Below are 25,081 nucleotides of genomic sequence, written 5' to 3' on the forward strand. Positions count from 1 at the left end.
CTGCACAGCAGCCCATTACCTCGACAGTGGCAGGCTGGTCGTGGACTTGATCTCTGAAAGCGCCACGATCGAGTTCACTTCCTGAATCCCCGGCACATTCGACAGTTTTTCGAAGAAGAACCGTTCGTACGCTTCAATGTCCGAGGTGACGATGCGCAAGAGAAAGTCCACCGAGCCCATCAGCACGTAGCACTCCAGCACCTCTGGGAAACCCCGGATCGCCTCGGTGAACTCGGTGAAATTGGAGCGACCGTGCGCGTTGAGCTTCACCTCTGCAAAAATCTGCGTGTTCAGGCCGATCTTCTTGCGGTCGAGCAAGGTCACCTGCCCGCGTATCACCCCCTCCTCTTTCAGCCGCTGAATGCGCCGCCAGCAAGGCGATTGCGAAAGCCCCACCCGTTCGGCGATCTGTGCGCTGGACAGCGAAGCGTCCTCCTGCAGCAATTCGAGGATGCGCCGATCATAGGCATCCAGCTCGCTGTGCATAAATGATTCTCCAAATCACGATAACCCGAATAGTCCAATCCGCCATACCGGCCAATTGATCGAATCATAGCGAAAAAATACCCGCCTCGACGTGCAAGAATTTCTCCCACATTCGCGGAGACCAGCATGAACGCACTGCCACGTACCGACGCCTGGGCCGCCAGCAACGCCCACAGCACCGTGCACTACCGCCTGCAGGCCGAAGCCGAGCCCGACAGCCTGTGCCGGGTGCTCAACCTGTTTGCCTTGCAGTTTTTGACCCCGCACCACGTGCAGGTCAGCCAACAGGATGACTGGCTCGCTATCGAGATCGGTATTGGCGGCCTTAGCTGGCACCGCGCCGAGGTGATTGCGCAAAAATTGCGCAACCTGGTGTGCGTGGCTGAGGTGAGCCTGGTGAACCTGGCGCGCGTGGAGCTGGCGGTGGTCTGATCCCACCCTGTTACCGGCATCGCAAGATCCCGAAACCCTTTGCCTGCAGTAAGCCCACTGCACCCGGCTAGCCTTTGTCAGGACTCCCCTCCTGGCAAGGACGCCGCCATGCACACCCCCGACAATCAAGCACTCGACCTCAACCGCCTGCTCCAGGCCCTGCTCACTGACCAGCACCTGGACGCCAGCGACACCCTACGGGTCCTCGAACAGGCCGCCTCACGCCCGACCTGCCACCCCCTGGAACTCATCGCCGCGCCGGGCCTCGAAGACCGCAAGCACCCTGGCCAGCCTCTGGACCTTGACCGCCTCTGCCAATGGTTGGCCGATAAAGTCGGCCAACCCTTTTTGCGCATCGACCCGATGCAGCTCGACATGGCCCAGGTCAGCGGGCTGATTTCCCCGGCGTTCGCCCAGCGCCACGGCATCCTTGTGGTAGCCGCTGACACCACCGGGGTTACGGTGGCCAGCGCACAGCCGTATCAGAATGACTGGCAGGCAGACCTGGCCCGCAGCCTGGGCAGGCCGATCCGGCGCGTGCTGGCCAGCCCGCTACAGATTCGTCAGCTGGGGCAATCGTTTTTCCGCCTGGCCCAGTCGGTACAGGGCGCGCAACACCAGCAGTCGGCCAGCCTGGGGGAGCTAGAACACCTGCTGGAACTGGGCAAACGCCAGGCCGAGGCCAACGCCGATGATGCGCATATCGTGCACATCGTCGACTGGCTGCTGCAGTACGCCATCGAACAACGCGCCAGCGATATCCACCTGGAACCCCGCCGCGAACAGGGGCAGCTGCGTTACCGCATCGATGGCCTGCTGCACACCGTCTACGCGTTCCCCGCAGGCGTGACACTGGCGCTGGTCAGCCGCTTCAAACACTTGGGGCGCATGGATGTAGCGGAGAAACGCCGGCCACAGGACGGTCGGCTGCAAAGTCGCCTGCCAAGCGGCGGCGAGGTGGAGCTGCGCCTGTCGACCCTGCCGACGCCGTTTGGCGAAAAACTGGTATTGCGCCTGTTCGACCCGCAACAACTCCACGAAGACTTCGACCGCCTCGGCCTTGAAGGACAGCAACGCGAGCAATGGCAGGCGCTGCTGCGTCATCGCCAAGGCATCATCCTGGTGACCGGCCCCACCGGCTCCGGCAAAACCAGCACGCTCTACGCCAGCCTCAAGCTGCTGGCCACCCCGCAAATAAACCTGTGCACCATCGAAGACCCCATCGAAAGGCTGGAGCCGGCCTTCAACCAGTTGCAAGTCCAGCCAACCCTGGGCCTGTGCTTCGCCAACGGCGTGCGGGCGATGCTGCGCCAGGACCCGGACATCATCATGATCGGTGAGATCCGCGACCGGGAAACCGCCCTGGTGGCCGTGCAAGCAGCCCTCACCGGGCACCTGGTACTCTCGACCCTGCACACCAACGATGCCTGCGGCGCGATCACCCGCCTGCAGGAGCTGGGCGTTGCCGACTACCTGATCAAGGCGACGCTGATCGGGGTCATGGCGCAACGGCTGATACGTACCCTTTGCAACGATTGCCAGGGCTGCGCCTCGGCCCGCAGTGGCCAACCCTGCCGTACCTGTCGCGGTACCGGGTTTCAAGGCCGCACGGGCCTTTACGAGTTGTTGATACCCAGCGAAAGCCTGCGCGCGCAGATTGGCCCACACACCGACCTTGCGCAGCTACGATGCCAGGCACTGACAGAAGGCCTGCTAGACCTACGCCGCTGCGGGGAGGCGAAAGTGGCCCGCGGGTTGACCCGCACAGAGGAAGTGCTCAGGGCCTGTTCCTGAGCAAAATTCCCTTGTATTCAAGGAACTTGCACCCCCTCAGCACGATCAAATCGCGCATCTTCAACCCTCACCCTTAGAGGTGTTTCAACATGCGTCTCAAAACCGCCATCGCGACCGCTGCCTTGCTTTCGCTGCCGATCGGCTCCGCCATGGCCGATACCTTCTGGCGTAACGTGATTTCTTCGGGTGCAACTACCGCATCGACCTACCTGACGTCGAGGGATCACAAGCTGGTGCTGGCCGCGCAGGATGACGCTGGCAGCTTCGTCGCCAGTGAAGGCGCAATTCGTGGCCCGTTCCTTGAGTCAGCAATGCGCCAGGTGCGCGCTGAAAACCCAGGGATGCAGGCCAGCGACATGGAACTGGCCAATGCCATTCTGGCCAAGAACGCAGTAGCCGAGTGATTGTTATGGGGGGCCAAGGCCCCCCATAATCAGCGGTAAGCCTCCACCGGCACACACGCACAGAACAGATTCCTGTCCCCATACACATTGTCGACCCGGTTCACCGCTGGCCAATACTTGTGCTGGCGTACGTGAGCGCTGGGCGCGATCCCCTGCTCCAGGCTGTACGGCCTGTTCCACGGTGCCAACACGTCGGCCAGGGTATGCGGTGCATGCTTGAGCGGGTTGTCTTCAGCCGGCCAGTTGCCCTCCTGCACCTGGGCGATTTCCGCACGGATCGCCAGCATCGCCTCGACGAAGCGATCCAGCTCGGCTTTGGATTCACTCTCGGTCGGCTCGACCATCAACGTACCCGGTACCGGGAATGACATGGTCGGGGCGTGGAAGCCGTAGTCCATCAAGCGCTTGGCCACATCCTCCTCACTGATGCCGGTCTGTGCCTTGAGTGGCCGCAGGTCGAGGATGCATTCGTGGGCCACGCGCTGGTTGCGCCCGCGATAGAGCACCGGGAAGGCACCACCCAGCTGGCTGGCCAGGTAGTTGGCCGAGAGGATCGCCACCTCGCTGGCATCGGCCAGTTGCGGCCCCATCATGGCGATGTACATCCAGCTGATCGGCAAAATGCTCGCGCTGCCCCAGGGTGCGGCACTGACCGCGCTGTTGTTCGGGTCCAGGCCCGGCACCGGCACCACCGGGTGGCTGGCGACAAAGGGCTTGAGATGGGCGCGAATACCGATCGGCCCCATGCCGGGGCCGCCGCCCCCATGGGGGATGCAGAAGGTCTTGTGCAGGTTCATGTGCGAGACGTCGGCGCCGATGTCCGCTGGGCGCGCCAGGCCAACCTGGGCGTTGAGGTTGGCGCCGTCCATGTACACCTGGCCACCGTGCTGGTGCACCACGTCGCAGATTTCGCGAATACCCTCTTCATACACCCCGTGGGTCGAGGGGTAAGTGACCATCAGGCACGACAGCCGATCCCCGGCCGCTTGCGCCTTGGCCTTGAGGTCAGCGAGATCGATGTTGCCGTCTTCATCGCATTCGACAATCACCACCTCCATGCCGGCCATTTGCGCCGAGGCCGGGTTGGTGCCGTGGGCCGAGGACGGTATCAGGCACAAGGTGCGCTGCGGCTGGTGGCGGCTGCGGTGATAGCGGGTAATGGCCATGAGGCCGGCGTATTCGCCCTGGGCGCCGGAGTTGGGCTGCATGCAGATGGCGTCAAAACCCGTGATGGCGCATAACCAGCTTTCCAGTTCGTCGATCATCGCCTTGTAGCCCGCCGCCTGAGCAACCGGCGCGAAGGGGTGAAGCTGGGCGAAGGCAGGCCAGGTGATGGGGATCATCTCGCTGGTGGCGTTGAGTTTCATGGTGCAGGAGCCCAGCGGGATCATCGATTGGTTCAGCGCCAGGTCCTTGTTTTCCAGCTGCTTGAGGTAGCGCAGCATCTCGGTTTCGCTGTGGTGCAGGTTGAAGACCGGATGCGCAAGGAACGGCGTGCGCCGTACCAGCCCTGCGGGAATGCCTTCGGGCAGCGCCAACTGGTCGAGGGTGGCGATGTCCAGGCCGTGGTCGACGCCCAGGAAAATGTCCAACAGGCGCAACACGGTCTGTTCGCTGCACGTTTCGTCTAGGCTCACGCCCAGGTGCCCGCGCCCGAGGATGCGCAGGTTGATATGCGCGTGCTCGGCACTTTCAATGATCGCCGCCTGCGCGCCGCCCACGTCCAGTGTCAGGGTGTCGAAAAAATGCTGATTGAGCCGCTTGATGCCCTTGGCTTCAAGGCCTGCAGCCAGAATGAACGTCAGCCGATGCACGCGCTGGGCGATGCGCTGCAAGCCCTCAGGGCCATGGTAGACGGCATAGAAGCCGGCAATGTTGGCCAGCAGTACCTGGGCCGTGCAGATGTTGGAGTTGGCCTTTTCGCGGCGAATGTGTTGCTCGCGGGTCTGCAGGGCCATGCGCAGCGCAGTATTGCCCCTGGCATCGCGCGACACACCGATGATGCGCCCCGGCATGGCCCGTTTGAAGTCGTCACGGCAGGCGAAATAGGCCGCGTGTGGGCCGCCGTAGCCCATCGGTACGCCAAAGCGCTGGGTCGAGCCCAAGACCACATCGGCGCCCAGCTCACCGGGTGGCGCCAGCACCACCAGGCTGAGCAGGTCGGCGGCAACACAGGCCAAGGCGTGCTGACTGTGCAACTGATCGATCAACGGGCGCAGGTCGCGCACTTCGCCATGGGTGTCCGGGTACTGCAACAAAGCACCGAAGACCGCGTGCTTGGCCAGGTTATCCACAGAATCGACGATCAGTTCAAAGCCAAAACCCTCGGCGCGGGTTTTCAGTACCGAGAGGGTTTGCGGGTGGCAGTGCTCGTCAGCGAAAAAGGCATTGCTCTTGTTGCGCGCCACGCGCTTGGCTAAGGCCATGGCTTCGGCGGCGGCGGTGGCCTCGTCGAGCAGCGAAGCATTGGCCAGGGCCAGGCCAGTCAGGTCGATGACCATCTGCTGGAAATTCAACAACGCCTCCAGCCGCCCTTGGGCAATTTCCGGTTGGTAAGGCGTATAGGCGGTGTACCAGCCGGGGTTTTCCAGGACGTTGCGCAGGATGACGGTCGGGGTGATGGTGCCGTGGTAGCCCATGCCGATGAGGCTGGTCCAGACCTGGTTCTGTTCGGCGTAACCGGCAAGCTTGGCCAGTGCGGCCTGTTCGTCCAGCGCCGGCGGCAGGTCGAGGGGGCGATTGAGGCGAATCCCCGGCGGGACCGTCTGCTCGATCAGCTCGCTGCGGCTGGCAACACCCAACGCGCTGAGCATGGCCTGCTGCTCCGAGGCATCGGGGCCAAGGTGGCGACGCAGGAAAGGGTTGAGCTCTTGCAGTTGATGCAGGGACGGCGACTGGGACATGACGACGCTCTCTTCCTAAACCAGGCCTCGTGGAGACTTATAAGTCTAGGAAGGATTGCCGATTCTGCGGGGAAACTTGCGTACAGGCCCGGCCTCTTCGCGGGTAACCCCGCGAAGAAGGCGACGCGGTATTACTCGCCGATGGCAGCCTGATAACCCGCAGCATCCAGCAGCTTGTCCAGCTCAGCCTTGTCGCTTGGCTTGAGCTTGAAGATCCAGGCACCGTAAGGCTCTTCGTTGAGCAGCTCCGGGGTGTCGGCCAACGCTTCGTTGACCGCGATCACTTTACCACCGATCGGGGCGTAGATGTCGGAAGCGGCCTTGACCGACTCGACCACGCCAGCGGCGTCGCCCTGGGCGAATACCTTGCCGACTTCCGCCAGTTCGACGAACACGACGTCACCCAGGGCTTCTTGTGCGTGGTCGCTGATGCCAACGGTCACTGTGCCGTCGCTTTCCAGGCGCGCCCACTCGTGGCTTTCGGCAAAACGCAGTTCGGCGGGGATATTGCTCATGTCTTGAATTCCTCGATTGGCTCAGCGGTCGGCCCGCCGGTTAAAAATGGTTCAAATCAGGATTTTGCCGTGGCGCACGAAGGTCGGCTTGACCACCCGCACCGGGTACCACTTGCCGCGAATCTCGACCTCGGCGCGGTCGCCGGTGGCCATGGGTAAACGCGCCAGGGCAATGGATTTGCTCAGCGTAGGAGAGAAACTACCACTGGTGATCTCTCCTTCGCCAATACCAGCAACGCGAACCACTTGATGGGCACGCAAAACGCCGCGCTCTTCCAGCACCAGGCCAACCAGTTTTTCCTTCACACCCTGTTCGATTTCCTCCAACAGTTTTTTGCGGCCGATGAATTCGCGCGCGGCCGGCTCCCAGGCGATGCTCCAGCCCAGGTTAGACGTCAGTGGGGTGTGGCGTTCGTCGATGTCCTGCCCGTAAAGGTTCATGCCGGCTTCCAGACGCAGGGTATCGCGGGCGCCCAGGCCACTGGGGGCAATGCCGGCGCCGACCAGGTCGTTGTAGAAAGTAACGGCCTCGTGGCCTGGCAGGATGATTTCCAGGCCGTCTTCACCGGTATAACCGGTGCGGGCAATGAACCAGTCACCGTCGGCAATACCTTCGAACGGGCGCAACTCGCGAATCAGCGCGGCGCGCGAGGGGCTGAGCAGGGCTGCGACCCTGCCACGGGCCTGCGGGCCTTGTATGGCGAGAATGGCCAGGTCCAAGCGCACCGCGAAATCGACCGAGAACCCGCTTTCCTGGGCCTTGAGCCAAGCGAGTACCTTGGCGCGGGTAGCGGCGTTGGTGACCAGGCGGTAGCCGGCTTCGGTGCGATAGGCGATCAGGTCATCGATGACCCCGCCCTCTTCGTTGAGCAGCGGGCTGTACAGCGCCTTGCCGACAGCGTCGAGGCGGGCGACATCGTTGGCCAGCAAATGCTGCAACCAAGCGGTGGCATCACGGCCACTGACGTCGATGACGGTCATATGGGAAACATCGAAAACCCCGCAGTCACTGCGTACCTGATGGTGCTCCTCGACTTGCGAGCCATAGTGCAGGGGCATGTCCCAGCCGCCAAAATCGACCGTCTTGGCGCCAAGCGCCAGGTGCAGGTCATACAGAAGCGTGCGCTGTCCCATGGGTTTCTCCTTCCGGGCGTGGCGAAGCGGCGGCGGTCGATAACGTTTAGTCGTCAGCTCTTCTTGTAGGACCCGCCGCGCGAATGCCGCGCATTGTAGCCGCATGGGCGCGGGCTGGCACCCTTACTGTCAGTGACCAGGGCGCCGAGCTGAACGGCGAATCAGCCCGATGACCGGCAGCAGGCCCACCAGCACCAGGGTCAAAGCAGGCAGCGAGGCACGGGCCCACTCGCCCTCGCTGGTCATCTCGAACACGCGTACCGCCAGGGTGTCCCAGCCGAAGGGGCGCATCAGCAAGGTGGCCGGCATTTCCTTCAGCACATCGACAAACACCAGCAAGGCAGCACTCAGTGCACCGGGCACCAGCAACGGCAGATACACCTTGAAAAACAATGCCACGCCGCCGACGCCCAAGCTGCGCGACGCTTCCGGTAACGAGGGCCTGATACGCTCCAGGCTGCTTTCCAGCGGCCCGTAGGCCACGGCGATGAAGCGCACCAGATAGGCCAGCAGCAAAGCCGCGAGGCTGCCCAGCAGCAAGGGTTTGCCTGCACCGCCCAGCCACGTGGAGACGGGCACCACCAGTTGGTTATCGAGGTAACTGAAGGCGAGCATGATCGACACTGCCAGCACCGAGCCGGGCAAGGCATAACCGAGGTTGGCCAGGCCGACCCCGGCGCGGATGCCGCCTGTCGGCGCCTGGCGTCGGGCAAAGGCCAGCAGCAGTGCCACGCTGACCGTGATCAACGCGGCCATGCCGCCCAGGTACAAGGTGTGCAGCACCAGGCCAACATAACGGTCATCCAGGTCATGCCGCCCGCGCTGCCAGAACCACACCAGCAGTTGCAGCAGCGGTATGACGAAGGCACAGGCGAACACCAGCAGGCACCAGCCGCTGGCCAGCAGTGCCTTGGCCCCACGCAGGTGATAAAGCGCCTGCCCGCGCGGTCGCTCATTACCCGTGCGGCTCGCGCCGCGGGCACGGCGCTCGCCATAGAGCACCAGCATCACCGCCAACAGCAGCAAACTGGCCAACTGCGCCGCGCTAGAGAGGCTGAAGAAGCCGTACCAGGTCTTGTAGATGGCCGTGGTGAAGGTATCGAAATTGAATACCGCCACCGCACCAAAATCGGCCAGGGTTTCCATCAATGCCAGGGCGATACCGGCGCCGATGGCCGGCCGCGCCATGGGCAACGCGACGCGCCAAAACGCCTGCAGCGGCGACAGCCCCAGTACCCTGGCCGCCTCCATCAGGCCCCTGCCCTGCGCCAGAAAGGCCGTGCGCGCGAGCAGGTAGACGTAAGGGTAGAACACCAGCACCAGCACGATGATCACCCCGCCTGTGGAGCGCACGCGTGGCAGGCGCATCGGCCCGAACACTTCACGCAGGGCGCTTTGCACGGGGCCGGCAAAATCCAGCAGGCCGACGAAGACGAATGCCAGCACGTAGGCGGGGATGGCGAACGGCAGCATCAACGCCCAGTCCAGCCAGCGCCGCCCGGGGAATTCGCAGAGGCTGGTAAGCCAGGCCAGGCTGACCCCCAGTACGGTGACGCCGATGCCTACGCCCAGCACCAAGGTCAGGGTGTTGCCGAGCAGGCGGCTCATCTGGGTGTCGAGCAGGTGTGACCAGATTTGCAGGTCGATCGACTGCCATGACAGCAGCAGGACGCTCAGGGGCAACAGCACCAGGGCGGCGATCAGGGAGACCGGGAGGTACCAGCGACGTTGGGGGGTGTGGGGCAAGGTCAGACTCTCGATTGCGATTGCGACCGCTGCGCGGTCGTTCGCGGGCAAGCCCGCTCCCACAGGGTTCTGCACAGCCTTAGAAGGCTTTCAGAAACCTATGGGAGCGGGCTTGCTCGCGAAAGGGCCCTTGCAGGCCCCGGAAGAACAACTTAGTTCCAGCCAGCCCGATCCATCAAGCGAATCGCTTCTGCCTGGCGCTTGCCAGCGATCTCGACCGGAATGCTGTCAGCCTTGAAGCTGCCCCAGGCTGCAACCTCTTCCGACGGCTTGACCTTCGGGTTGGCCGGGAACTCCTGGTTGATGTCGGCGAACAGCTTCTGCGCATCCTCACCGGTCATCCATTCCACCAGCTTTTTCGCAGCCTCTGGGTGCGGTGCATGTTTGGTCAGGCCAATACCCGACAGGTTCACGTGCACGCCACGGTCGCCCTGGTTGGGCCAGAAGATCTTGATCGGCAGGTTGGGGTTCTGCTTGTGCAGGCGCCCGTAGTAGTAGGTGTTGACCACACCCACATCGCACTGGCCAGCTTCGATGGCCTGGATCACGGCGTTGTCATCGGAGAACACATCGGTGGACAGGTTGTTGACCCAACCTTTGACGATCGCTTCGGTCTTCGCCTCACCGTGGGTCTCGATCAGTGTGGCGGTCAGCGACTGGTTGTAGACCTTCTTCGCGGTGCGCAGGCACAGACGGCCTTCCCACTGCTTGTCGGCCAGGGCTTCGTAGGTGCTCAGCTCTTCGGGTTTGACCCGGTCGGTGGCATAGATGATGGTACGGGCACGCAGGCTCAGGCCGGTCCAGTCATGGGACGAGGCACGGTATTGCGATGGGATGTTCTGGTCGATGATGTCGGACTTGATCGGCTGCAGGATGCCCATCTGCTCGGCCTGCCAGAGGTTGCCGGCATCGACGGTCAGCAGCAGGTCGGCCACACCGTTCTCGCCCTCGGCCTTGATGCGTTGCATCAGGGGGGCTTCCTTGTCGGTGATGAACTTGATCTTGACCCCGGTCTTGGCGGTGTAGGCGTCGAACACTGGCTTGATCAGCTCGTCGATGCGCGAGGAGTACACCACCACCTCTTCCGCCGCCTGGGCAGTGCCGCCGAACAGGGTCAGGGCCAGGGCGGCCAGTAGGGGCTTGCGTGGCAACATGGAAAGCACTCCTCGGATCGTATGAGAGGCGCAAATGGTAGTGAATCCCATTTTGTCACTCACCCTTCGAGCCGTTACCGGATGTTGCAAGGGGCCGCGTCGCAGCCCCGGCACACTCAGGGTTTGGCCAATTCCGGCAGGTCCCCGCTCAACCCCAATGCCTGGCGCACGAACAATGCCTTGGCCTCCGGCATCTGTTCCACCAGCTTCAAACCACTGTTGCGCAGCCAGCGCAACGGCAGTGGATTGGCCTGGAACAGCCGCTCGAAACCTTCCATGGCCGCCATCAGCCCCAGGTTGTGCGGCATGCGCCGACGCTCATAGCGGCTCAACACCTTCACATCCGCCAGCCGTTCGCCGCGCTCACAGGCATTCACCAACACCTCGGCCAGCACGGCGGCATCGAGGAACCCCAGGTTGACGCCTTGGCCGGCCAACGGGTGAATGGTGTGCGCGGCATCGCCAATCAACGCCAGGCCCTCATCCACATAGCGCTTGGCATGGCGCTGGCGCAGTGGCACGCACACCCGTGGGTCCGCCTGCAGTACCTCGCCCAAGCGCCCCTCGAAGGCGCGCTCCAGGGCCTTGAGGAAGGCCGGCTCGTCCAGCGCCATCAATTGCTCGGCGTGCTCTGGCGTAGTCGACCAGACAATCGAGCACCAGTCCTGCTGGCCATCGCGCGTCAGCGGCAGGAACGCCAGCGGGCCCTCGTCGGTGAAGCGCTGCCAGGCCGTGGACTGGTGCCCCGCGTTGCAGCGCACGCTGGTGACGATGGCGTGGTGCAGGTAATCCCACTCACGGGTCTCGCAACCGGTCAGGCGGCGTACCGCCGAGTTGGCGCCATCCGCCGCCACCACCAACGGCGCCCGCAGCTGGCGGCCGTCAGCCAGGGTCAGCAGCCACTCGTCACCAGAGCGGCGCATTTGCTCCAGCCGCGCGTTGGGCAGCAGGCCGATGTCGCTGTCATGCAGACGCTCCAGCAAGCCGTCCTGCACCACCCGGTTTTCGACGATGTGGCCGAGCACCTGGGCATGCACGCTGGCCGCCGAGAAGTGGATCTGGCCCGTACCGCTGCCATCCCAGACGTGCATGTCGGTATACGGCGTGGCCCGCCGCCGGGCGATGCCGTCCCAGGCACCCAGGCGCTCCAGAATGCGCTGGCTGGCCGCCGACAGGGCACTGACACGCGGCTCGAACGGTGCCTCGGTATCGAAGGGTTTTACCGACAGCGGGCTGCCGTCGAGCAGGAGAATGTCCAGGCCACTGTGCCGCAATGCCAGGGCCAGGGCGCTGCCGACCATACCGGCACCGACAATCAACAGATCTGCGCGCATTTCCATGCCTTACGCCTGCCTCGCTTGCGGCTTGAGCCGCACGTATAGGGTTTTATCGACCCGCGCCACCAGCTCGCCGGCGCCGTCGCGGATATCCACCTGCAAACGCGGCAGGCACTTCTTGCCCGTGGCCGTTTGCTGGCGGATCTCGTCAAGCAAGGCATCGTCGAGGTGGAATTCGGCGTACACAGGGCCTTTGCCCGGCGAGATGAAATCGATGCTCGCCGCCTTGTCCCAGACGATGTACTCACGCCCCAGCTGCTCGATCAGCAGCAGCATGTAGAACGGATCGACCATCGAGTAAAGGCTGCCGCCGAACTGGGTACCGACGTAATTGCGGTTCCAGCGGGTGAGTTTCATGCATACCTTGACGCTGCGCATGTCCGGGCTGATGTGCTGCACACGGATGCCGGCGCCCAGGTACGGTGGGTAGAGGTTCAGCAACCAGCGCAACATGCGGGCCCGGCGCGCCATTCTGCGCGGATTGCTCATGCCTGGCCCCGCGGGTCGGGGCGCGTACCCAGGCCCATGGCCTGGCGGGCAAACCAGCTTTTAGCCGGGGGCAACAGGTCGAGCCCGAGCAGGCCGATGTTGCGCCCTGCGGCCAGCAACGGCTGGTTGCTGCCGAACAGGCGCGTGACCTGGTCGGAAAAGCCGATGGTCAGCGCCTGGTCCAGGCGCTGACGCTGGTGATAAACCTGCAAGGTGCCCAGGTCACCGGGGTGTTGCGGCCCCGCCAGCAGCGCTTGCGCAAGCACCTGGACATCCCGCAGCGACAGGTTGAAGCCCTGCCCGGCAATGGGGTGCAGGCTGTGCGCGGCGTTGCCCAGCACTACGAGATGCGGGCGTACCTGCTCTTGGGCCTCGACCAATGCCAGCGGGTAGAGATGCCTTGCGCCAACCTGGCGCAACGCGCCGAGGCGATAGCCAAAGGCGTCCTGCAGCTCACGCAGGAAGCTGCGTTCGTCGATTTCGGCCAGGCGCTGAGCGTCCATGCCCTGACGGGTCCAGACCAGCGCGCAGCGGTTTTCCGGCAGCGGCAGCAGGGCCATCGGGCCGGCTTCGGTGAAGCGCTCGAATGCCTGGCCGCGGTGCGCTTCGCCCGGTGTGATATTGGCGATCAGTGCGCTTTGTTCGTAGGGCGTGCGGCGCACATGGATGCCCAACTGCTCACGCAAGCCCGAACGGCCGCCATCGGCCAGCACCGCCAGGTCGCATTCCAGGCTGGTATCGTCATCCAGTTGCAGGCGATAACCGCCCGCGATGGCCTGCATCGCCCTCACCTCGGCGGGGCAGCGCCAGCTCACCACATCAGGGTCCAGCCCCTGCCACAGGCACTGGCCAAGCCAGGCGTTTTCCACCACGTAACCGAGCGCGGGCACGCCTTCCTCGATGGCATCGAGGCGCGTGGCGCCGAACCGGCCACGGTCGGAGACCTGAATCTGCAGGATTGGCTCGGCGCGCTGGCTGATGGCCTGCCACAGCCCCAACTGCTGGTAGATTTGCTGTGTGCCAAACGACAGCGCCGAGGAGCGCGCATCGTAGCTGGGCTGGAATGTGTGCCCAGGCGCAAACGGCTCGATCAGCAGGATCTTCCAGCCCCGCGCCTTGGCCCCGGCCTGCAAGGCCAAGGCCAGGCTTGCGCCGACCAGGCCACCGCCGATGATCGCCAAGTTGACCCGATTCATGCCGCGTCCTTGCGCGCAGCCTGCATCAGCGCCTCGATTTCGGCCACCGTGCGGGGCACGCCCGAGGTCAGAATTTCACAGCCTTGCCTGGTCACTACCACGTCGTCCTCGATCCTTACGCCGATGCCGCGCCACTTCTTCGCCACCGCCTGGTTGTCGGCGGCGATGTAGATGCCCGGTTCGACGGTCAGCGCCATGCCGGGCTCCAGCACGCGCCACTGGCCGCCCACTTTGTATTCGCCCACATCGTGCACATCCATGCCCAGCCAGTGCCCAGCGCGGTGCATGTAGAACGCGCGGTAGGCTTCGCTTTCGATCAGCCCCTGCACATCGCCCTTGAGCAGCCCCAGTTCCACCAGGCCCTCGGTGATGACCTGCACGGTCGCCTCGTGGGCGTGGTTCCAGTGCTTGCCGGGGGCGATTTCGGCGAAAGCCGCAGCCTGGGCCTTGAGCACCAGCTCGTAGATGGCCTTCTGCTCAGGCGAAAACCGCCCGCTGACTGGGAACGTGCGGGTGATGTCGCTGGCATAGCAGTCGATCTCGCAACCCGCATCGATCAACACCAGGTCGCCGTCCTTGAGGAGGGCGTCATTCTGCTGATAGTGCAGGATGCAGCCATTGCGCCCAGCGGCGACGATCGAGCCGTAGGCGGGCATTTTCGCGCCGCCCTTACGGAATTCGTAATCCAGCTCGGCTTCCAGGCTGTACTCATGCAGCCCGGCCCGGCATGCCTGCATGGCGCGCACGTGGGCGCGAGCGGAAATCTCTGCGGCAGCGCGCATCACCTTCACTTCCGCCGCCGATTTATACAGGCGCATGTCGTGCAGCAGGTGATCCAGCGCAACGAACTCGTTCGGCGGCTGGGCGCCCAGGCGTGCCTTTGAGCGGATCACATTGATCCAGTCCATCAGCCGGCGGTCGAACTCGGGGTTGCTGCCCATGGCGCTGTACACCCGCTCCCGGCCTTCGATCAGACCCGGCAGGATCTCGTCGATGTCGGTGATCGGGAAGGCGTCGTCGGCGCCGAAATCACGCACCGCACCTTCCTGGCCTGCGCGCAGCCCTTCCCACTGCTCGCGCTCAGGGTTGCGCTCGCGGCAGAACAACACGTACTCGCCATGCTCACGGCCCGGGATCAGCGCAATCACCGCCTCAGGCTCGGGGAAGCCGCTGAGGTACTGGAAATCGCTGTCCTGGCGGTACACGTGCTCGACGTCACGGTTGCGTATGGCAACCGCGGCGGCGGGCAGGATGGCGATGCTGTTGGGGACCATCTGCGCCATCAGCGCCTTGCGCCGACGGGCATACTCGGCCTTGGGAATGTGGCTCATGGGCAGACTACCCCCGGTTGATCAGTGCAACGATGGCTTGGACGCGGGTGCGGCCGGCTTGGCCAGCTCGGAGAACAGCAGCAGCGGCGCGACGCGCAGGTACTCCATGACTTCCATGTAGTCGCTCTCGCCATCTTCGGACTCTTCGAGGGCTTCTTGTACCTGGGAGATTGCAACCAGGTCCTGCAGCACGTCCTTGGCCTCGGTGGAAAGGTCCTTGCCACCGGCGTTCAGGCCAAAACCGGTGATGAAGCCTTGGCACCACTGGCCCAGCGCCGCAGCACGGTCGGCCAGCGCAGCGTCATCGGTTGGCAGCAGCAGGACGATGGCCATGTCATCGCTGGTCAGCTCGCCCTTGACCATCTCCTGCAAGCCGATCAGGGCATTGCGGACAGTATCACCGGGTTCGTTTTCCAGCAGTTGGGCGGCGTCGGCCAGCCAGGCGTCGGCATCGAAGCCGGCACCGGCGCAGCTGCGCCCGACCAGCAAGCCATGCAGCTCGGCAGGAGTGACAGGGTGGCCATTGCTGGCAAGCAGCATGGCGAATGCAATGTAGGGCGATTGGGTATTGGGCATGGGCAACTAGGCGCCAGACGGCGCAATGACTAGAATGGAGACCTTGTATCCTAGCACCGGCAGGCGCGCCAAGACCATCGGCACTGGCCGTCGCGGCCTGGGGAGAGGCATCATCGCCAGGTGACTCAACGACGGAGCGATTCGAGTGCAACCCACGCAAGAGAACGACCTGCAAGCGCTGATGAGCCGATTCGAGTTGCTGATCGAACGTGTCGAGCAACTAAAACGGCAAAATGCACTCTTAGTAGCTCAGGAAAAGTCCTGGCGCGAAGAGCGCGCCCACCTCATCGACAAGAACGAGATCGCCAAGCGCAAAGTCGAGTCGATGATTTTGCGCCTCAAGGCTCTGGAGCAAGACTCATGAGTTCAAGCAATAGCGTCACCGTGCAGATCCTCGACAAGGAATACTCGATCATCTGCCCGCCGGAAGAGCGCAACAACCTGGTCAGCGCGGCGCGCTACCTGGACGGCAAAATGCGCGAGATCCGCAGCAGCGGCAAGGTGATTGGCGCCGACCGCATCGCGGTCATGGCGGCGTTGAACATTACCCACGAGATGCTGCACCGCCAGGAAGATCGTAGCGCGGCCCCGGCCGCTGGCACCAACCGCGAACAGGTGCGCGACCTGCTCGATCGGGTCGATAAGGCTTTGTCCGACGACACGGATACCAAAATCGGCTGAGATTGGTATACTGGCGCCACTCCCTGGGGGATGCGCCAGTCGGTTATGTCCCTGAGCCGATACGCACAACCACGGGGGTTGCACGCTGGGGCCGGTGTGCATGTCCGCCCGACGGAAAGCCTTAACGCCCCCTGCAATCTCCACCTTGAACTTTCGGGTTCAAGGGCTACACCGATAGCGGTCCTATCGGGGAGCCTTATTTTTTTGCTCGCCCTTGCTGCGGGCAAATTCCACACCAGTCGCGACAACTGGGAACGCCTGTGCCATGACCGACACCGCGCCGCTCACCCGCCCCCAGCTCCGTCGCCTGCTCCGCAATGCCCGCCGCGCACTGACACCTGCCCAGCAACGCCAGGCCACCCTTGGCCTGTATCGCCAGCTGGCGCAACACCCGCTGTTCCGCCGCGCCCGGCACATTGCCTTGTACTTGCCCAACGACGGCGAAATCGACCCCTGCCTGTTACTGCGCGAAGCCCAGCGACGGGGCAAACGCACCTACCTGCCGGTACTGCACGCCTGGCCGCGCACGCGCATGGTGTTTCAGCGTTTCGAGCAGGGTGAAAAACTCAAGCGCAACCGCTTCCGTATTCCAGAACCCCTGACCGACCGCAAACGTCAGCGCCCGATCTGGTCCCTGGACCTGATCCTGCTGCCGCTGGTGGGCTTCGATGAAGTGGGTGGGCGCCTTGGCATGGGCGGTGGTTTCTATGACCGCAGCCTGGCCTATCAGGCACGCCGCAAGACCTGGAAGAAACCTTTGCTATTGGGGCTGGCGCATGAATGCCAGAAGGTCGAACGGCTGGCGCAGGCCAGTTGGGATGTACCCTTGCAGGGGACGGTCTCGGACTGCGGCTGGTACCTGGCGCCGAATTGAGCGGCGCCAGCGAAGGGCATCAACGTGGCGGCTGGCTGGCGTCGACTGGCATCTGATAGGCGGTGTCCAGCTTGCGCTCCCAGAAACCCTGCGCATAACCAGTGGTAACCACACCCAGGCCAAAAATGAACACCAGGATCCACAGCAGATCCGGCTTTTTGCGTTGATTCATCGAAGATTGCCCCCCAGGCAAACTGTTGCGGCTTGGCGATTTTCTGGGTATCGCCAGAGCATCTCGCTTTAAACGGGGCGCATTTTCCGACAACCTGCGTCGACACGCAAACATTGGCGCCAACCGGCTGTCGGTTTCGTGCAACAGGTTATTTCAAACCTTTTCAGGAGCAGCATGCATGGCCTATTGGCTGATGAAATCCGAGCCCGACGAGCTCTCGATCGAAGCCCTTGGCCGCCTGGGCGAAGCACGCTGGGACGGCGTGCGTAACTATCAGGCGCGCAATTTCCTGCGGGCCATGAGCGTGGGCGATGAGTTCTTCTTCTACCACTCCAGCTGCCCGCAACCGGGCATTGCCGGCATCGCCAGAATCACTGCGGCGGCCTACCCGGACCCCACCGCACTGGACCCAGAAAGCCATTATTACGACCCCAAGGCCACGGCCGAGAAAAACCCGTGGAGTGCGGTGGACGTGGCGCATGTGAAAACCCTGCCCAAGGTGCTCGACCTTGGCAGGCTCAAACAACAGGCCGCCCTTGCCGAACTGCCACTGGTGCAAAAAGGCAGCCGCCTGTCGGTGATGCCGGTTACCCCCGAGCAATGGGCGGCAATTGTCGCACTGAGGTAAAGATGCGCTAGGATCAAGGGGTTTGACCGATATCAACACGCCATGGATAGCCACACGCCACGATAGGGGCGTGCATTGAGCAGGGATGCTGACTGATGAATCGATATGCCCCCAGGATCTTCGCTACCGCGCTGATCGCCTTACTGGCGACCGCAGCCGGGCTGGGTTACTGGAAGTCGCTCCACGACCAATTGCCGGAAGGCTTGAGCATGGGCAACGGCCGCCTCGAAGCGACCGAAGTGCAGATTGCCACCAAGGTCCCTGGGCGCTTGGCCGAAGTCCGGGTCGACGAAGGCGACAAGGTTACCCGCGGCCAGCTCCTGGCCCGTATCGATACCCGCACCATGGAAGCCCAGCGCAACCAGGCCGAAGCCGAAGTGCTGCGCGCCCGGGAAAACTACGCCGCAGCCCAGGCCAGTGTGCAACTGCGCCAGAGTGAGCTATTGCTGGCCGGCCAGGAACTCAAGCGGGTGCGCGAGATCTTCAAGCGCAACTTTGCCAGCCAACAGTTGCTCGACCAGCAGCAGGCCCGCTTCGACACGGCCAATGCGGCAGTGGTCGCCGCGCGCGCCCAACTGGCAGCAGTGAAGGCCGCCATCGGCGCCGCCCAGGCCCAGGTGGCCCAATTGACCAGCGAGATCGACGACAGCAGCCTGCGCGCGCCCATCGACGGCATCATCCAGCTGCGCCTGGCCGAACCGGGTGAGGTCCTGGGTGCTGGCGGTCGAGTACTGATGCTGATCGACCCGAGCGACCAGTACATGAACCTTTACCTGCCGGCGTCCACCAGCGGCCGGCTGACCGTTGGCGATCAGGCACGCATCGTCCTCGACGCCTTGCCCGAGCAGGCCCTGCCGGCGAAGGTGGCCTTTGTCGCGGCCAAAGCACAGTTCACCCCGAAACAGGTCGAAACCCGCGACGAGCGGCAGAAACTGGTATTTCGCGTCAAACTGCGCCTGAGCGACCCAAGCGCCGTGCCGCAAGCCAAGCCGGGCATGCCGGGTGCTGGCTATGTGCGCACAGCTGACGTGGACTGGCCGGCCAACCTGCAATGAACGCGCCGGCATTGCTGGCCGAGGGCATCAGCCACCGTTATGGCGACCTGATCGCCCTGCAGACGCTGGGCTTCAGCCTGCCCAGCGGAACCCGCTGCGCACTCATCGGCCCTGATGGGGCCGGCAAATCGACCCTGCTCGGGCTGATCGCCGGCGTGAAACGCCTGCAGCAAGGTGAGTTGCAGGTACTGGGCGGTTCGATCCGCCAGCGCCGCCATCGTGCCGCGCTGTACCCCAAGGTGGCCTTCATGCCCCAGGGGCTGGGCAACAACCTTTACCCCGAGCTGTCGATCAGCGAGAACATTCGCTTTTTCGCCACGCTGTTTGGCCTGGGCCGGCGCGAATGCGAGCAACGCATGGCCAACCTGCTGCATGCCACCGACCTGCAACGTTTCGCCGAGCGCCCGGCGGGCAAGCTGTCGGGTGGCATGAAGCAGAAACTGGGCCTGTGCTGCGCCTTGATCCACGAGCCTGACCTGCTGATCCTCGACGAACCCACGACCGGGGTCGACCCCCTGTCGCGGCGGCGCTTCTGGGAACTGGTCGAGCAGGTGCGTGCGCAACGCCCGCAATTGACGCTGCTGGTGGCCACCGCCTACATGGAAGAGGCCGAGCAGTTCGAGCATTGCCTGATGCTCGATGGCGGCAAACTGATTGCCGCAGGCCTCAGCCAAACCCTGGCGGCGGTCACGCCCAGCGGCAAACTGGACGATGCCTTTACCCACTTCCAGGGCGCTGGCAAAACGCAACACGCGCCGCTGAGCATCCCGCCGCGCCCGGCAAATGACGGCCCGGTGGCCATCGAAGCGCACGACCTGACCCTGCGCTTTGGTGATTTTACGGCAGTGAACAAGGTCACTTTCGCCATTGGCCGGGGCGAGATTTTCGGTTTTCTCGGTTCCAACGGCTGCGGCAAGACCAGCACCATGAAAGTGCTCACCGGCCTGATGCCTGCCAGCGAGGGTAGCGCCAGCCTGCTCGGACGCCCGGTGGACGCCAGCGACCTGGCCACGCGCAAGCGGGTTGGGTTCATGTCGCAAAGCTTCTCGCTGTACGGCGAGCTCAGCACCCGCCAGAACCTGACGCTGCATGCCCGCCTGTTCGACCTGCCGAAGGCCGAAAGCGCCCAGCGAATCGATGAACTGATCGAACGCTTCGACCTCGGCAGCATCGCCGACCAGCCGTCAGGCGCCCTGCCCCTGGGCCTGCGCCAGCGCCTGTCGCTGGCGGTCGCGGTGCTGCACCGCCCTGAAGTGCTGATCCTCGACGAGCCGACTTCCGGCGTCGACCCTGCCGCCCGCGATGACTTCTGGCGGCTGCTGGTGGAGTTGTCGCGCGAGCAAGGCGTGACCATTTTCCTGTCCACCCACTTCATGAACGAAGCCCAGCGCTGCGACCGCATTTCGCTGATGCATGCAGGCCGCGTGCTGGCCTGCGACACGCCAGATGCCCTGCAGCGCCAGTACACCGGCAAAACCCTGGAAGACGCCTTCGTCCGCTGCCTGGAACAAGCCCAGGAGCCCGCGCCCCAGGCCCCGGACAGCACCGTATTGGAGCAGGCAGCCACGGCCACCCCGCCATTGCGCCAAGGCTTCAGCCTGCGCCGCCTGTGGGCGGTCGCCAGCCGAGAGGGCAAAGAACTGCTGCGCGACAAGGTGCGCCTGGCCTTTGCCCTGCTCGGCGCCGTGTTCATGATGGTGATCTTTGGCTATGGCATCTCGCTGGATGTAGAGAACCTCGCCTTCGCCGTTCATGATCAGGACCAGAGCCCACAAAGCCGCGCCTACCTCGAAGCGTTCCGTGGTTCACGCTATTTCGCCGAACAGGCACCGATCCGTGATACCCGCGAGATGCACCAGCGCCTGCAACGCTCCGAAATCAAACTGGCCCTAGAAATCCCCCCCGGCTTTGGCCGTGATCTGCACGCCGGTCGCCAACCGGTGGTGGCGGCCTGGCTGGACGGTGGCATGCCGTTTCGTGCGGAGACCAGCCGCAACTACGTCGAGGCGGTGCACCAGGCGAACCTCGAACAGCTTGCCGCGTCCGGCCCGCAACCGGTGCAGCGTCAGGACCCGGTGCGGCTGGAAACGCGCTTTCGCTACAACCAGGATGTGGTCAGCGTGAATGCCATCGGGCCAGGCGTGATGGCGCTGATCCTGGCCTTCATCCCGGCCATGCTCACGGCCTTGGGCATCGTCCGGGAAAAGGAGCTGGGCTCGATCACCAACTTCTACGCCACCCCGCTCACCCGCCTGGAGTTCCTGCTTGGCAAGCAGCTGCCCTACCTGGCCGTCAGCCTGGTCAACCTGGCGTTGCTGGTGGCGATGAACCGCTGGCTGTTTGCCGTGCCACTCAAGGGCAGCGTGCTGGCCCTGGCCTGCGGCGGGGTCGCCTACCTGCTGGCAACCACCAGCCTGGGCTTGTTGATTTCGGCTTTCACCCGCACCCAGATCGCGGCCATCCTGGGCACCATGATCATCACCAGCCTGCCGACCATCCAGTTTTCCGGGCTGATCGTGCCGCGCTCGTCGCTGGACGGCGCGGCGGCGGTGATGGGCCAGCTGTTCCCGGCGGGCTACTTCCTCGACATTGCAGTCGGCACCTTCACCAAAGCGCTGGACCTGCGCGAGCTGTGGCCGCAATGCCTGATCCTGCTGAGCTTCTTTGCCGTGTTCACCGGCCTGAGCCTGGCCATGCTCAAGAAGCAGGAGGCCTGACATGTCGCGCCTTAACCACACTTTGCGCCTGGGCCTGAAGGAACTGACCAGCCTGCGCCATGACAGCGTGCTGCTGTTGTTTTTGCTGTATGCCTTCAGCGTGGCGATCTACATGCCGGCGGCGGGTTCGGTGATCGGCGTGCACAACGCCAGTGTCGCGGTGGTGGACGAAGACCACAGCCTGCTTTCGCGCAAGCTCACCGAGGCACTGCAACCGCCCGAGTTCCAGCCTGCCGTCCCCCTGCCCCCGGACCGCCTGGACCAGGCCATGGACAGCGGCCAGTACACCTTCGTGATCAATGTGCCAGTGAATTTCCAGAGCGACCTGCTGGCCGGGCGCTCACCCGAACTGCAGATCAACGTCGACGCCACGGCCATGAGCCAGGCGTTCATGGGCGCCGGCTACATCGGCCGGATCTTCGAGCGCGAGTTGCTCGATTATGCCCAGCGCACGACAACGCAGAGCCCCGTGCTGATCAACCCCAAGGCACTGTTCAACCCCAATCTGGAGGGTGGCTGGTTTCTGGCTGTGATCCAGATCGTCAACAACATCACGATCCTGGCCATCATCCTCACCGGCACCGCGTTGCTGCGCGAGCGCGAACACGGCACGCTCGATCACTTGCTGGTGCTACCGCTGACCGCACTGGAAATCATGCTGGCGAAAATCGCCAGCAACGCGCTGGTGGTGGTGATCTGTACCTGGATTTCGCTCATCGTGGTGGTCAAGGGCGCCCTGGGCGTGCCGCTGTCCGGCTCCATGGGGCTGTTCCTGGCCGTGACCGCGCTGTACCTGTTCGCCAGTACCGCGTTGGGGATCTTCCTGGCCACCTTGGCGCGCTCGACGCCTCAATTCGGCCTGCTGGCGATCCCGGTCATCATCCCGATGCTGTTGCTGTCAGGCGGCAGCACCCCGCTGGACAGCATGCCGCAGTGGCTGCAATGGGTCATGCAGGGTTCGCCATCGACGCATTTCGTCAGCCTCGGCGCCGCGATTCTGTTCCGCGACGCCGGGTTGGCCGTGGTGTGGCCAGACATCCTGGCTCTGGCGGTGATCGGCCTGGTGTTCTTCAGCGTGGCGCTGGCGCGCTTTCGGCGGACCCTCGCCTCCTGATCACTGCACGATCAGGTTGTTGAACAGCAGGTCTTCGACAATCGGCTTGCCCTCTTCCGCTTCCATCACCTGCTGCACCTGCTTCAGGGCTTCCTGGCGCAGTTGCTCCTTGGCGTCGACGTTGCTCATGCTGTCCACCGTCTGCTGGGTGAACAGCGCCACCAGCTGGTTACGAATCAGCGGCTCGTGGTGTTTCACGGCTTTGGCGGCTTCATCACCGGTCACACGCAGGGCCACGTCGGCCTTGTAGATGCGCAGCTTGGGGCCACCGTCGAGGGCGTAATTACCGACAAAGGGGGGGCTCAGGGTGATGTAGGCGACCTTGGGCGCCCCTTCCTTGGCTTCTTCGGCCACGGCCGCAACTGGCAGCATCAGGGCCAGCACCATCAAGATCCACGCTTTCACGAATTCGCTCCTCAATACAATTGGCGCCAGCTTACCCAGCACACCGCTCAAACCCAAGCCCAGGCTTATGCCGGCCCATCAGGGTAGGCCATGCTCGTTGACCCGGCTGGTGGCCCTCCTACACTTATCGGCCACTACCCGCAAAGGAATAGCCCCGATGAAAGCTGTGTTGTGCAAAACCCTGGGCCCGGCGCGTGACCTGGTACTGGAAGACGTCGCCAGCCCCGTGCCGAAAAAGAACGAGATCCTGCTTGATGTGCAGGCTGCGGGCGTCAACTTCCCAGACACCCTGATCATCGAAGGTAAATACCAGTTTCAACCGCCGCTGCCGTTCTCCCCAGGTGGCGAAGCCGCTGGCGTGGTTGCGGCGGTTGGCGATAGGGCCGGTGCGTTCAAGGTTGGCGACCGGGTCATGGCGCTCACTGGCTGGGGCGCGTTCGCCGAACAGGTGGCGGTGCCCTTCTACAACGCGATGCCCATCCCCAAAAGCATGGACTTCACCACCGCCGCAGCCTTTGGCATGACCTATGGCACCTCGATGCATGCACTCAAGCAGCGTGGCCAACTGCAGCCCGGGGAAACCCTGCTGGTGCTGGGGGCATCTGGTGGGGTGGGCCTGGCGGCGGTGGAAATAGGCAAGGCCATGGGCGCACGGGTAATCGCCGCTGCCAGCAGCGCCGAAAAGCTGGCCGTAGCCAAGGCTGCCGGGGCCGACGAGCTGATCGACTACAGCCAGGCCAGCCTCAAGGACGAGATAAAACGACTGACCGGTGGCCAGGGGGTGGACGTGATCTACGACCCGGTGGGCGGTGAGCTGTTCGACCAGGCGGTAAGGGGCCTGGCCTGGAATGGCCGGCTGCTGGTAGTCGGGTTTGCCAGCGGGGCTATCCCACAGATGGCGGCGAACCTGGTGCTACTCAAGGGCGCGGCGGTGGTGGGGGTGTTCTGGGGCGCGTTTGCCCAGCGTCAGCCACAGGACAATGCGGCTAACTTCCAGCAGCTGTTTGCCTGGCATGCTGAAGGCAAGCTGAAGCCGCTGGTGTCGAAGACTTATCCACTGGGTGAGGCTGGGGCGGCGATCGAGCTGCTGGGGCAGCGCAAGGCTGTGGGTAAGTTGGTGGTGCTGACAAGTTAACGTCTGGCTGCTTGGTTGCCTGCTCGGGCCTCTTCGCGGGGCAAGCCCGCTCCCACAAGTTATCCACTGCCTTCAAGTCGGCTCGGGTGCCTGTGGGAGCGGGCTTGCCCCGCGAAGAGGCCGGTACTGCCAGTCAATAAATCAGACTTCGCGCAGGTTATGGCAGCGCCTGAACCGCGCCTCCAGGTTGCGATCCGGCATCTGGTGATTGCGCAATGCGTTCAACGTCTGCTCCACATACTCGCGCGTGGTGCCATAACGCCCCTTGGCACTGGCAAGAATCTGGCTGAGCAATGTGTCAGGTAAGTTCCCCGCATAACACGGCAAGTGGCGCTCCAGCACAAAACCCAAGGCCTGCACCTTGCTGCCATCCCCTAACCGGCAGCTGAGCCAATGCGGCCGGTAGGCCGGGTACGGCATCTCGCGTTGCCACAGGGCCATCAGCGAATCATCCAGGTTGCTTTCATCCAGCCGATAGGCAAAACCACTGCACGAACCACCCCGGTCCAGGCCGAACACCAGGCCTGGGGTTTCCGGCGTACCACGGTGCTCGTGCGACCACAGGTACAAGCCACGGTGATAACCGTGCACCCGTGCACGTTGACGCTCTACCGAACTGCACTCCGGGCGCCAGATCAACGAGCCATAAGCGAACAGCCACACAGGCCCACCTTCATGGCGAGACATGGTCGTTTGCATGGAGTTGATCAATTGCTCGCGGGTCAATTGCTGGCCGAAGTCGAGCGCCGGAGGGTAAGCACTTGTCCAGGACAAACTTTCAATTGCCGACATAAGCTGCCGCC

25 protein-coding genes and 1 other RNA gene are annotated in these 25,081 nt (G+C 63.7%); 12 read left to right on the forward strand and 14 right to left on the reverse strand.

The annotated features are described in order from the left end of the window. Positions 1-15: 15 nt before the first annotated feature. Complete coding sequence (locus tag ACSSU5_RS09655; protein ID WP_027592247.1) at positions 16-486, reverse strand: Lrp/AsnC family transcriptional regulator; 471 nt, start codon at positions 484-486, stop codon at positions 16-18. Positions 487-612: 126 nt separating this feature from the next. Here ACSSU5_RS09655 and ACSSU5_RS09660 point away from each other — a divergent pair, with 126 nt between their 5' ends. The 3 genes from ACSSU5_RS09660 to ACSSU5_RS09670 all read left to right on the forward strand — a co-directional run bounded on the left by ACSSU5_RS09660 (position 613) and on the right by ACSSU5_RS09670 (position 3,116). Continuing rightward, a complete protein-coding gene (locus ACSSU5_RS09660) occupies positions 613-918 on the forward strand; it encodes an ACT-like domain-containing protein (protein WP_264311094.1) in 306 nt (101 codons plus the stop codon). Between the two features lie 108 nt (positions 919-1,026). Further along, positions 1,027-2,712, forward strand: coding sequence for a GspE/PulE family protein (locus ACSSU5_RS09665; protein WP_492561075.1), 1,686 nt, complete (start codon positions 1,027-1,029; stop codon positions 2,710-2,712). 89 nt (positions 2,713-2,801) lie between these two features. After that, the gene (locus ACSSU5_RS09670) at positions 2,802-3,116 is read left to right on the forward strand and encodes a DUF2388 domain-containing protein (protein WP_264311092.1); all 315 of its coding nucleotides are present in this window, start codon (positions 2,802-2,804) and stop codon (positions 3,114-3,116) included. A gap of 29 nt (positions 3,117-3,145) precedes the next feature. On the opposite strand, the gene gcvP is transcribed toward ACSSU5_RS09670, so the two are convergent. From gcvP to ACSSU5_RS09720, 10 genes are all read right to left on the reverse strand, one after another. Then, positions 3,146-6,019: an aminomethyl-transferring glycine dehydrogenase gene (gcvP, locus tag ACSSU5_RS09675; RefSeq protein WP_264311091.1), complete on the reverse strand. Its 2,874-nt coding sequence runs from the start codon at positions 6,017-6,019 to the stop codon at positions 3,146-3,148. Positions 6,020-6,150: 131 nt separating this feature from the next. After that, positions 6,151-6,534: a glycine cleavage system protein GcvH gene (gene gcvH, locus ACSSU5_RS09680; protein ID WP_492561076.1), complete on the reverse strand. Its 384-nt coding sequence runs from the start codon at positions 6,532-6,534 to the stop codon at positions 6,151-6,153. Positions 6,535-6,585: 51 nt separating this feature from the next. Further along, a complete protein-coding gene (gene gcvT / locus ACSSU5_RS09685) occupies positions 6,586-7,668 on the reverse strand; it encodes a glycine cleavage system aminomethyltransferase GcvT (RefSeq protein WP_264311089.1) in 1,083 nt (360 codons plus the stop codon). A 129-nt stretch (positions 7,669-7,797) separates the two neighbouring features. Further along, positions 7,798-9,414, reverse strand: a complete 1,617-nt coding sequence (locus tag ACSSU5_RS09690; RefSeq protein WP_492561077.1) for an ABC transporter permease — start codon at positions 9,412-9,414, stop codon at positions 7,798-7,800. Between the two features lie 152 nt (positions 9,415-9,566). Then, positions 9,567-10,568: an extracellular solute-binding protein gene (locus ACSSU5_RS09695; RefSeq protein ID WP_264311087.1), complete on the reverse strand. Its 1,002-nt coding sequence runs from the start codon at positions 10,566-10,568 to the stop codon at positions 9,567-9,569. Positions 10,569-10,684: 116 nt separating this feature from the next. Then, positions 10,685-11,902, reverse strand: a complete 1,218-nt coding sequence (locus ACSSU5_RS09700) for a 2-octaprenyl-3-methyl-6-methoxy-1,4-benzoquinol hydroxylase (protein WP_264314000.1) — start codon at positions 11,900-11,902, stop codon at positions 10,685-10,687. Between the two features lie 9 nt (positions 11,903-11,911). Further along, positions 11,912-12,394: a DUF4442 domain-containing protein gene (locus ACSSU5_RS09705; RefSeq protein ID WP_264311086.1), complete on the reverse strand. Its 483-nt coding sequence runs from the start codon at positions 12,392-12,394 to the stop codon at positions 11,912-11,914. Continuing rightward, a complete protein-coding gene (gene ubiH / locus ACSSU5_RS09710) occupies positions 12,391-13,590 on the reverse strand; it encodes a 2-octaprenyl-6-methoxyphenyl hydroxylase (RefSeq protein ID WP_264311085.1) in 1,200 nt (399 codons plus the stop codon). The genes ACSSU5_RS09705 and ubiH overlap by 4 nt, the downstream gene beginning before the upstream one ends. Beyond that, a complete protein-coding gene (pepP, locus tag ACSSU5_RS09715) occupies positions 13,587-14,921 on the reverse strand; it encodes a Xaa-Pro aminopeptidase (RefSeq protein WP_264311084.1) in 1,335 nt (444 codons plus the stop codon). Before pepP ends, ubiH begins: the two co-directional genes overlap by 4 nt. Positions 14,922-14,942: 21 nt before the next feature. Then, complete coding sequence (locus tag ACSSU5_RS09720) at positions 14,943-15,497, reverse strand: YecA/YgfB family protein (protein WP_099430753.1); 555 nt, start codon at positions 15,495-15,497, stop codon at positions 14,943-14,945. Positions 15,498-15,678: 181 nt separating this feature from the next. Here ACSSU5_RS09720 and ACSSU5_RS09725 point away from each other — a divergent pair, with 181 nt between their 5' ends. The 4 genes from ACSSU5_RS09725 (at position 15,679) to ACSSU5_RS09740 (ending at position 17,052) form a co-directional block, all read left to right on the forward strand. After that, the gene (locus ACSSU5_RS09725; RefSeq protein ID WP_264313999.1) at positions 15,679-15,861 is read left to right on the forward strand and encodes a TIGR02449 family protein; all 183 of its coding nucleotides are present in this window, start codon (positions 15,679-15,681) and stop codon (positions 15,859-15,861) included. Continuing rightward, positions 15,858-16,178, forward strand: coding sequence for a cell division protein ZapA (locus tag ACSSU5_RS09730; protein WP_264311083.1), 321 nt, complete (start codon positions 15,858-15,860; stop codon positions 16,176-16,178). Before ACSSU5_RS09725 ends, ACSSU5_RS09730 begins: the two co-directional genes overlap by 4 nt. Positions 16,179-16,195: 17 nt before the next feature. Then, positions 16,196-16,375, forward strand: a non-coding RNA gene (gene ssrS, locus ACSSU5_RS09735) — 6S RNA. 68 nt (positions 16,376-16,443) lie between these two features. Next, on the forward strand, positions 16,444-17,052 hold the full coding sequence (locus tag ACSSU5_RS09740; protein ID WP_264311082.1) for a 5-formyltetrahydrofolate cyclo-ligase: 609 nt from the start codon (positions 16,444-16,446) through the stop codon (positions 17,050-17,052). Positions 17,053-17,071: 19 nt separating this feature from the next. On the opposite strand, the gene ACSSU5_RS09745 is transcribed toward ACSSU5_RS09740, so the two are convergent. After that, positions 17,072-17,224, reverse strand: coding sequence for a hypothetical protein (locus ACSSU5_RS09745; protein ID WP_167334468.1), 153 nt, complete (start codon positions 17,222-17,224; stop codon positions 17,072-17,074). A 178-nt stretch (positions 17,225-17,402) separates the two neighbouring features. Between ACSSU5_RS09745 and ACSSU5_RS09750 the strand changes: the two genes are divergently transcribed. From ACSSU5_RS09750 to ACSSU5_RS09765, 4 genes are all read left to right on the forward strand, one after another. After that, positions 17,403-17,852, forward strand: a complete 450-nt coding sequence (locus ACSSU5_RS09750; RefSeq protein ID WP_492561078.1) for an EVE domain-containing protein — start codon at positions 17,403-17,405, stop codon at positions 17,850-17,852. A gap of 95 nt (positions 17,853-17,947) precedes the next feature. Then, the gene (locus tag ACSSU5_RS09755; RefSeq protein ID WP_264311080.1) at positions 17,948-18,907 is read left to right on the forward strand and encodes an HlyD family secretion protein; all 960 of its coding nucleotides are present in this window, start codon (positions 17,948-17,950) and stop codon (positions 18,905-18,907) included. Beyond that, positions 18,904-21,624 (forward strand): ribosome-associated ATPase/putative transporter RbbA, encoded by a 2,721-nt coding sequence (gene rbbA, locus ACSSU5_RS09760; RefSeq protein WP_492561079.1) that lies wholly within the window; start codon positions 18,904-18,906, stop codon positions 21,622-21,624. The genes ACSSU5_RS09755 and rbbA overlap by 4 nt, the downstream gene beginning before the upstream one ends. Position 21,625: 1 nt before the next feature. Then, entirely contained in the window at positions 21,626-22,738 is a 1,113-nt protein-coding gene (locus ACSSU5_RS09765; RefSeq protein ID WP_264311078.1) for an ABC transporter permease, read from the forward strand. Here the strand turns inward: ACSSU5_RS09765 and ACSSU5_RS09770 are convergent, their stop codons facing one another. Then, on the reverse strand, positions 22,739-23,143 hold the full coding sequence (locus tag ACSSU5_RS09770; protein ID WP_264311077.1) for a flagellar basal body-associated protein FliL: 405 nt from the start codon (positions 23,141-23,143) through the stop codon (positions 22,739-22,741). A gap of 157 nt (positions 23,144-23,300) precedes the next feature. Between ACSSU5_RS09770 and ACSSU5_RS09775 the strand changes: the two genes are divergently transcribed. Next, a complete protein-coding gene (locus ACSSU5_RS09775) occupies positions 23,301-24,278 on the forward strand; it encodes an NADPH:quinone oxidoreductase family protein (protein WP_264311076.1) in 978 nt (325 codons plus the stop codon). 141 nt (positions 24,279-24,419) lie between these two features. Here the strand turns inward: ACSSU5_RS09775 and ACSSU5_RS09780 are convergent, their stop codons facing one another. Then, a complete protein-coding gene (locus ACSSU5_RS09780; protein ID WP_264311075.1) occupies positions 24,420-25,070 on the reverse strand; it encodes a gamma-glutamylcyclotransferase in 651 nt (216 codons plus the stop codon). Positions 25,071-25,081: the final 11 nt, after the last annotated feature.

The sequence above is a fragment of the Pseudomonas sp. E1MeOHC2 genome (genome assembly GCF_058745025.1).

What these genes read in the sequence shown, in the direction of transcription:
- ACSSU5_RS09655 (WP_027592247.1), bottom strand. Translation starts at nt 486, where the DNA reads ATGCACAGCGAGCTGGATGCCTATGATCGGCGCATCCTCGAATTGCTG.
- ACSSU5_RS09660 (WP_264311094.1), top strand. Translation starts at nt 613, where the DNA reads ATGAACGCACTGCCACGTACCGACGCCTGGGCCGCCAGCAACGCCCAC.
- ACSSU5_RS09665 (WP_492561075.1), top strand. Translation starts at nt 1,027, where the DNA reads ATGCACACCCCCGACAATCAAGCACTCGACCTCAACCGCCTGCTCCAG.
- ACSSU5_RS09670 (WP_264311092.1), top strand. Translation starts at nt 2,802, where the DNA reads ATGCGTCTCAAAACCGCCATCGCGACCGCTGCCTTGCTTTCGCTGCCG.
- gcvP (WP_264311091.1), bottom strand. Translation starts at nt 6,019, where the DNA reads ATGTCCCAGTCGCCGTCCCTGCATCAACTGCAAGAGCTCAACCCTTTC.
- gcvH (WP_492561076.1), bottom strand. Translation starts at nt 6,534, where the DNA reads ATGAGCAATATCCCCGCCGAACTGCGTTTTGCCGAAAGCCACGAGTGG.
- gcvT (WP_264311089.1), bottom strand. Translation starts at nt 7,668, where the DNA reads ATGGGACAGCGCACGCTTCTGTATGACCTGCACCTGGCGCTTGGCGCC.
- ACSSU5_RS09695 (WP_264311087.1), bottom strand. Translation starts at nt 10,568, where the DNA reads ATGTTGCCACGCAAGCCCCTACTGGCCGCCCTGGCCCTGACCCTGTTC.
- ACSSU5_RS09700 (WP_264314000.1), bottom strand. Translation starts at nt 11,902, where the DNA reads ATGCGCGCAGATCTGTTGATTGTCGGTGCCGGTATGGTCGGCAGCGCC.
- ACSSU5_RS09705 (WP_264311086.1), bottom strand. Translation starts at nt 12,394, where the DNA reads ATGAGCAATCCGCGCAGAATGGCGCGCCGGGCCCGCATGTTGCGCTGG.
- ubiH (WP_264311085.1), bottom strand. Translation starts at nt 13,590, where the DNA reads ATGAATCGGGTCAACTTGGCGATCATCGGCGGTGGCCTGGTCGGCGCA.
- pepP (WP_264311084.1), bottom strand. Translation starts at nt 14,921, where the DNA reads ATGAGCCACATTCCCAAGGCCGAGTATGCCCGTCGGCGCAAGGCGCTG.
- ACSSU5_RS09720 (WP_099430753.1), bottom strand. Translation starts at nt 15,497, where the DNA reads ATGCCCAATACCCAATCGCCCTACATTGCATTCGCCATGCTGCTTGCC.
- ACSSU5_RS09725 (WP_264313999.1), top strand. Translation starts at nt 15,679, where the DNA reads ATGAGCCGATTCGAGTTGCTGATCGAACGTGTCGAGCAACTAAAACGG.
- ACSSU5_RS09730 (WP_264311083.1), top strand. Translation starts at nt 15,858, where the DNA reads ATGAGTTCAAGCAATAGCGTCACCGTGCAGATCCTCGACAAGGAATAC.
- ACSSU5_RS09740 (WP_264311082.1), top strand. Translation starts at nt 16,444, where the DNA reads ATGACCGACACCGCGCCGCTCACCCGCCCCCAGCTCCGTCGCCTGCTC.
- ACSSU5_RS09745 (WP_167334468.1), bottom strand. Translation starts at nt 17,224, where the DNA reads ATGAATCAACGCAAAAAGCCGGATCTGCTGTGGATCCTGGTGTTCATT.
- ACSSU5_RS09750 (WP_492561078.1), top strand. Translation starts at nt 17,403, where the DNA reads ATGGCCTATTGGCTGATGAAATCCGAGCCCGACGAGCTCTCGATCGAA.
- ACSSU5_RS09755 (WP_264311080.1), top strand. Translation starts at nt 17,948, where the DNA reads ATGAATCGATATGCCCCCAGGATCTTCGCTACCGCGCTGATCGCCTTA.
- rbbA (WP_492561079.1), top strand. Translation starts at nt 18,904, where the DNA reads ATGAACGCGCCGGCATTGCTGGCCGAGGGCATCAGCCACCGTTATGGC.
- ACSSU5_RS09765 (WP_264311078.1), top strand. Translation starts at nt 21,626, where the DNA reads ATGTCGCGCCTTAACCACACTTTGCGCCTGGGCCTGAAGGAACTGACC.
- ACSSU5_RS09775 (WP_264311076.1), top strand. Translation starts at nt 23,301, where the DNA reads ATGAAAGCTGTGTTGTGCAAAACCCTGGGCCCGGCGCGTGACCTGGTA.
- ACSSU5_RS09780 (WP_264311075.1), bottom strand. Translation starts at nt 25,070, where the DNA reads ATGTCGGCAATTGAAAGTTTGTCCTGGACAAGTGCTTACCCTCCGGCG.